The organism is Mycolicibacterium septicum DSM 44393, from assembly GCF_000455325.1.
Lineage (GTDB): Bacteria > Actinomycetota > Actinomycetes > Mycobacteriales > Mycobacteriaceae > Mycobacterium > Mycobacterium septicum.
Map to the genome: position 1 here is coordinate 1,050,071 of NZ_HG322952.1, position 6,734 is coordinate 1,056,804.

General features: G+C 62.1%; 4 protein-coding genes and 1 pseudogene. 2 read left to right on the forward strand and 3 right to left on the reverse strand.

What is annotated here, in order from left to right; translation table 11 throughout:
• Positions 1–28: 28 nt before the first annotated feature.
• Positions 29–259 (reverse strand): MbtH family protein, encoded by a 231-nt coding sequence (locus TX88_RS25075; RefSeq protein WP_044520650.1) that lies wholly within the window; start codon positions 257–259, stop codon positions 29–31.
• An 891-nt stretch (positions 260–1,150) separates the two neighbouring features.
• Between TX88_RS25075 and htpG the strand changes: the two are divergent.
• Both htpG and TX88_RS25085 read left to right on the forward strand, forming a co-directional pair.
• Positions 1,151–3,102: pseudogene (htpG, locus tag TX88_RS25080) on the forward strand (molecular chaperone HtpG).
• 82 nt (positions 3,103–3,184) lie between these two features.
• Entirely contained in the window at positions 3,185–4,519 is a 1,335-nt protein-coding gene (locus TX88_RS25085) for a WS/DGAT/MGAT family O-acyltransferase (protein ID WP_044520652.1), read from the forward strand.
• A gap of 48 nt (positions 4,520–4,567) precedes the next feature.
• On the opposite strand, the gene TX88_RS25090 is transcribed toward TX88_RS25085, so the two are convergent.
• Together TX88_RS25090 and TX88_RS25095 are read right to left on the reverse strand one after the other, a co-directional pair.
• Positions 4,568–5,242, reverse strand: coding sequence for a methyltransferase family protein (locus TX88_RS25090; protein WP_044520654.1), 675 nt, complete (start codon positions 5,240–5,242; stop codon positions 4,568–4,570).
• Positions 5,243–5,274: 32 nt separating this feature from the next.
• Positions 5,275–6,615: a wax ester/triacylglycerol synthase domain-containing protein gene (locus tag TX88_RS25095; RefSeq protein ID WP_044520655.1), complete on the reverse strand. Its 1,341-nt coding sequence runs from the start codon at positions 6,613–6,615 to the stop codon at positions 5,275–5,277.
• Positions 6,616–6,734 lie beyond the last annotated feature (119 nt).

The following is a 6,734-nucleotide window of genomic DNA, read 5'->3' on the forward strand; positions in this document are numbered from 1 at the left end:
TCCCACTCCAACATTCATCCCAGGTCCGTCACCTATAGGAGCTCTGAACCTGTGCCACCCTGTCCCGCAGGCTCTTCGGCCGGATATCCGGCCAGAACTGCTCGATGTAGTCCAGACAGACAGCGCGGGCCGCTTCGCCGTAAGCCACCGTCCAGCCGGCAGGAATTTCTGCGAAGGCCGGCCACAAGCTGTGTTGTTCCTCGTCGTTGATCAAGACGAGAAAGCGGCCATCGTCATCGTCGAACGGATTGATGCTCATCTCGTCCTCCCCGGCACCAAATCGACCAGCGAAATAGGACGCAATGTGGCATCCACTCGCGCCCGTGTCTGCCCTCGGCACTTTCAGCAATGAATTAGCCCGTTGCAGAGCGTCAGCATATCTACTTCTTTTTGGCAGGGCCAGGAAATCGGTCATCTGGTTTGGTTCGTTGCCGAAACCGGGCTGGCCCATTTCCCAATCGACACATCTGCCACAGATGAGCAAATATGCGGCACTACGGCGAGCGATCTTGCGGCTTTCGAGCGGCAGCGTCGGCAGTTTCGCCGGACCCTGAAGCGTGCCCGACGCGGCATCGTTCATGCCCCACACCTGCGGGACATGCTCCCCTTCTGTCCGACCCGCCTATTTTCCCACTACAGAGCAGTCACGGGACCGTAGGATCAGCGAGGCACGCATGACGCCGGTGTAGTTCAATCCAGCGAAGCCCGACCGGACCGGCGCTCGAGTCAAACCACCGGGCAGCGCTACCAGCGGGCAACCCCAGGCAGAGAGCGCTTCAGCTTCTTCACAGTTTTAGCAAAGAGCAGGTGCAAGGTCCACCACGGTATCGACCCAGGCCCACTTGGCGAAGATTGAGTTAGCCACGGACATCCTGACAATGCCCGATCACGTCTGCGGTGTTGAGTTTGCGATTGCAACTAATAGCGAATATTCGATGGTCCCCGTCCAGGCCTCACTCAAGACCCGGTATTCGCGATGCCGCGAAGGATAGAGCCGAATCCATGCAGGTGACCGTCGGCCGTGTCCTGATGGGCCGGTGTCGGGCTTTCGGCGATGTTTTCTGGGCATGGGCAGCCAATGAGTCGGCGACAGCTCGGTATCGTCCTCGGAGATACCCAACGTAGGTTGATCTGTGGGGGATGGAATCGCATGTCTGCACACGTCGAGCAGTTGGAGTTTCAGGCGGAAGCGCGGCAACTCCTGGAGTTGCTGGTGCACTCGGTCTACTCCAACAAGGACTCGTTCCTCCGCGAGCTGATCTCGAATGCGTCGGACGCCCTGGACAAGCTCCGCCTGGAGACGCTGCGGAACAAGGACCTGACCGCCGACATCTCCGACCTCCACATCGACATCGAGGTGGGCGGGATCCACGGACCCTGACCGTGCGCGACAACGGCATCGGGATGACGCGCGACGAAGTTGTGGCGCTGATCGGCACTCTCGCGAAGTCCGGAACCGCAGAGCTGCGTCAGCAATTGCAGGAAGCCAAGAAAGCGGCCGCCTCAGAGGAACTGATCGGGCAGTTCGGCGTCGGCTTCTACTCCGCGTTCATGGTGGCGGACAAGGTTGAATTGCTCACCCGCAAGGCCGGCGAGAGTGGAGCTACCCGATGGGTGTCGAGCGGCGACGGCACCTACACCATCGAGTCCGTCGATGACGCTCCGCAGGGCACCTCGGTCACGCTGCACCTGAAACCCGAAGATGTCGAGGATCAGCTTCACGACTACACCGCTGAGCACAAGATCCGAGAGCTCGTCAAGAAGTACTCCGACTTCATCGCCTGGCCAGTCCGCATGCAGGTCGAACGACACACGCCGGCTGCCGAGGAAGGCGGCCCGGACACCGTCACGGTCGAAACTCAGACGCTCAACTCGATGAAGGCGTTGTGGGCCAAACCCAAAGACGAGGTTTCCGAAGAGGAATACCACGAGTTCTACAAGCACATCGCCCATGCCTGGGACGATCCGCTGGCCGTCATCTCGATGAGGGGCGAGGGCAGTTTCGAATATCAGGCCCTGTTGTTCATCCCGTCGCATGCCCCGTTCGATCTGTTCACCAGGGACGCCAAAACCGGAGTCCAGCTGTACATCAAGCGCGTCTTCGTGATGGGAGATTGCGAAGAGCTCATGCCCAGCTACCTGCGCTTCGTCAAGGGCGTCGTGGATGCACAGGGTATGTCACTCAATGTCTCTCGCGAGATCCTGCAACAAGACCGGCAGGTCACCGCAATCCGTCGTCGGTTGACCAAGAAGGTCCTGTCGACCATTGCGGATCTGCAGTCCAGCAAGCCCGAGGACTACCGCACCTTCTGGGAGCAATTCGGCGCTGTCCTCAAAGAGGGCCTGATATCCGACCTGGACAATCAGGACACGCTGCTGCGGATGTCGACCTTCCTGTCCACCTTCTCCGAAGGAGACGACGCCGGGAGGCTCACGACGCTGCCCGCGTACGTCGAGCGCATGAAGGATGGTCAGCAACAGATCTTCTACGCCACGGGACCGTCTGCCGAGCAACTTCTGAAGTCACCGCACCTGGAGGCATTCAAGGCCAAGGGCTACGAGGTCCTGCTGCTCACCGACCCCGTCGACGAGATCTGGGTGGGTTCGGTGCCGGAGTTCGACGGCAAGCCGCTGCAGTCGGTGGCCAAAGGTGAGATCGACCTCGACTCCGATGCGGACAAGGCCGCGCATGAGGCCGAACGAGAGGCGCAGCAGCAAGAGTTCGCCGGCCTCTTGGCCTGGTTGAAGGAGACGCTGACCGAGCGAGTCTCGGAAGTGCGATTGTCCAGTAGGTTGACCGAATCTCCGGCCTGTCTGATAACCCCCACGTTCGGCATCACGCCGTCGCTGGCGCGCATGTACCGTGCCTCCGGACAGGTTGTTCCGACCGGAAAACGGATCCTCGAACTCAACCCGAGCCATCCACTGGTCACCGGCTTGCGGGAGGCGTACAAGACGGGCGGAGACGATGCTCATTCGCATCGACTCGCCGAGACCGCCGAATTGCTCTACGGCACAGCTCTTCTTGCCGAGGGAGGGGTGCCCGACGACCCTGCCAAGTTCGCCGGACTGCTCGCCGACCGCTTGACACGCACGTTGTAAGACGCGTCATTCCAGCCAATTCGGAGTGCGGTTTCGTCGCAATTGCCGAGTGAAACCGCCTTCGGGCTCGTACCGTACAAAAATGAGCAATGTACTGGACGTGCTCGATCAGACCATGTTCGACCTCGGGCAGGCGACTGGTTCGGAAACCCTACTGCAGTGTGTTTGGGTGTATGACCGGCCGATCGACATCCCCGGTCTGCGGCAATTCCACGGCCATCTTCAGCGAGGAAGATTGTCCCGCTGCATCGGCCGGTCACCACTGTCGTTCGGTCGCCATCGCTGGGTAGCACCCGAGACCTCATCCGACCTCGAGGTCGTCGAGACAGCCAGGCCGCGTGAAGAATTCGACGACTGGCTCGACGAGCAGGTCAACAGCCCACTCGATTGCGAGCACGGGCCGGCCTGGCGCCTTGCGGCGCTCCCCTTCACCGATGGCGGCACGGGCATGAGCCTGGTCATCTCACACTGTCTCACCGACGGTGTCGGGCTGTGGGAGGCCGTAGCCGAAGCGGCACTCGGTCGCGACGACGCGGTAACCTGGCCGACTGCCGCATCGCGCGGGCGATGGCAGGCCATCCGCGAAGACGCCGGCCAAACTGTGAGGGATATCCCGGCCATCTGCCGTGCCGTCGTCGCCTCGATGCGGTTGGGGCGTGGGGGCAACAGTGCCGAGGCTACCGTGCCACCGAGTACCGCATCACCTGCGCCATCTCCTGAAGCCGACGAATCCCACCTTCTCCCAACGGCAACGATCTTCGTCGACGCCGACGAGTGGGACGCCCGCGCAGGCGCACTCGGCGGGACCCGCAACACACTGCTTGTGGGACTGGCAGCTCGCCTCGCCCAGCGCGCGGGACGGGTTGCGGCCGATGGTTCTGTGGTCGTGACGCTGCCGGTCAACGAGCGCGCCGCAGACGATACCCGCGCCAACGCGCTCGGCGGCGTGCGCGCCACAGTCGACCCGGCATCAGCAACAACCGACCTGAGTGGGATTCGAACAGCAGTCAAACAAGCCTTGATGCGCCACTCCGAGGAACCCGACCCCCAGCAGGTGGTGAATGCCCTGGTTCCACTCTTGTCTCAGCGGCTTCTCAAAGCCGCCCGCGGGGTGACAAGGGGCAACCCGTTCAATCTGGTCGGCGCATCGAACGTCGGAGTGATCGACGCCGCTGCCAACCGTCCAGACGGCACAACCGCCGACGCCTTCGCTTTGAGGCTCCACCACCTCGGTGTGGCCACGTCGACGCTGCACCGGTACGGCGGAGTCCAGACGATGCTGTCAGGGGCAGTGGACGGACGGATCTTTGTCTCGTTGGTCTCTACTCTGCCGGACCGTCTGAACACGAACGATGAATTGCGACAGGAGCTTTCAACCACCCTGAGTGAGTTCTCGCTCAGCGGCACGCATCTCTGAACCAACCTGTACTGGACGGGCCTCGAAGACGACTCTGAGGCACAACGGTCACCAGACGAGTGGTACGAGCCGGTAGTGCACCTTCTGCATGTACTCCCTATATCCGGCGAGCTGCTGCCGAAGCAGCTTCTCCTCGTCCTGAATGCGGAAGGCGTAGATGACCAGGACGGGAACGAGAACGGCCAGTCCCCACCATGAACCGAGTGCGAGGGGCATTCCCGCCACCATGAGCAGCGCCCCCATGTACATCGGATGCCGCACAAGCCCGTAGAGGCCGGTGGAGACGAGCGTCTGCTCGGACTCGACGGTGATGTTGGCCGACGCGTAGCTGTTCTGGACGATCGTGAATATGGTGATCACGAGACCGATCGCGAACATCGCGTTACCGAGCCACGACACGGTTGTGGGCACGGGGGACCATCCGAAGCGATGATCGAGACCACAGAACACCGGCAGCCCAATGGACAGCACCGTGATGACGACGAGTACCGCCTTCTGCACCGGTCTCGACTCGGCCTTCTGTCCGACGCGCATGCGCCGCTCGACAACCGCCTTGTCCTTTCTCAACAAGTAGACGGTGGACAGAATTGCCATGACCGAGTACACGGCCAGGAAAACCCATGCCTGCCAGTAGTTGAACGTCCCCGCCGGCACGAACAGCAGCGCGCCCAGCGCCACGAGGCCGAGAACTGATTGGATAGCCACCCGGAGATTGGTGCTCATGTCATCCTCCTACTTGTGCGATTCTGGGACGCTCAAAGATGCGCGCCGGTCAGCGAGAAGTCGTTCAATGCATGTGAAAGGTCTTGCCTCAATCGCTCATTCGTGTTGACTCGACCGGGTAGATACGAGAAGGCCGAGACAAATACCCGTCCGTTCGCCCGCCCGGAGAGAAATGACTGGGTCCCGCCGAACCGGTGCAGCATCGCCTCCGTCAGCCCCAGGTACGGGAGAACTTTCACGGCGAAATGGTCGGCGTCCGTACCATCCGCACGACTGGCGGCCGGGTTGACCACACCGAGGTTGGACGAACCGACCTGGTTGAGTGAACTGACACGGGACGTAGCCCCGAGGAACCGCTTCGGCAAGAGGGGAATGATGGCATTCACCGCTTGTTCCTCGTCGGGCGCTTCCCCGTGACGGATCAGTGCTTGTTTGACCGCAGCCCGGATCTCACGCAGGTCCGTGGTCGCCAGCGCGGGGTCGACCGTGACGGCGACACTGCTTCTCGCGTTGGCGCGGGTATCTCCGTCGGCGCGCTGATTGACCGGCATCATGACGATCACCGATCCGTCTGCGCCGACCCGTCCCGCGCGCTGGGCGAGCCGAGCCGCCAAACCCACAAGAAGAGCGTTGCTGGTCCCACCGAGTGCCTCTGCGCGAGAATCCCATTCGTCGGCATCGACGAGGATCGTTGCCATCGGAACCGGGATCGGTTCGTCTGAAATGACGGCCGGCGCAGGTGATGTGGTGGTCGGCGGAGTGGCCGGGGCCGCAGCTTCGGCCCCCTCCCGGCTGCGCCGGGCCAGCCGAATCGCGGCGACAACGCCCCGCGCCATGGCGGGGATGTCGAGCACGGTTTGCCAGGCGTCCTGCCTCAGGGCTTTCCAGTGACCGCGCGACGCGGCAGCAGGCCAGCTGATCGGATCGTCACGGCCGAATGCGGCATCAGCGAGTGCCTCACACAGACCGACCCCGTCGATGAGGCAATGCGAGACGACCAGGCTCACACCTGAGCCGCCGTCGGTGAACGGGAGCACTGCAAGGTGCCAGCCGGGTCCGTGCTCGCAATCAAGAGGAGCATTGATCTGCTCGTCAAGCCAGTCGTCGAATTCTTCACGCGGCCTCGGTATTTCGACGACCTCGAGGTCGGTCGAATTGTCCGTCGCCACCCAGCGGTGGCGGCCGAACGACAGTGGTGAACGCTCGATGCCACGGGACAGTCGTCCCCGCCGAAGATGGTCGTGGAACAGCCGAACGCCGTCGATGTCGATCGGGCGGTCATAGATCCAGGCGCTCTGCAGAAGGCTGTTCACTCCTATCGCCAGCCCGAGATCGAACGTACGCTGGTCGAGCACATCGAGGACGTTGCTCATTTTTGGAACTGTATCCGCGTCGAATTCGCGCCTCTCGTGTTTGTAAGTGGTCCGCATTTGGCGATCACCGTCCCCACGTCAGCCGCTCAACGCTTGTGCGTTAGAGCATCGTTGCCAAA

Coding starts and splice junctions, on each gene's coding strand:
- TX88_RS25075 (WP_044520650.1), bottom strand. CDS start 259: ATGAGCATCAATCCGTTCGACGATGACGATGGCCGCTTTCTCGTCTTG.
- TX88_RS25085 (WP_044520652.1), top strand. CDS start 3,185: ATGAGCAATGTACTGGACGTGCTCGATCAGACCATGTTCGACCTCGGG.
- TX88_RS25090 (WP_044520654.1), bottom strand. CDS start 5,242: ATGAGCACCAATCTCCGGGTGGCTATCCAATCAGTTCTCGGCCTCGTG.
- TX88_RS25095 (WP_044520655.1), bottom strand. CDS start 6,615: ATGAGCAACGTCCTCGATGTGCTCGACCAGCGTACGTTCGATCTCGGG.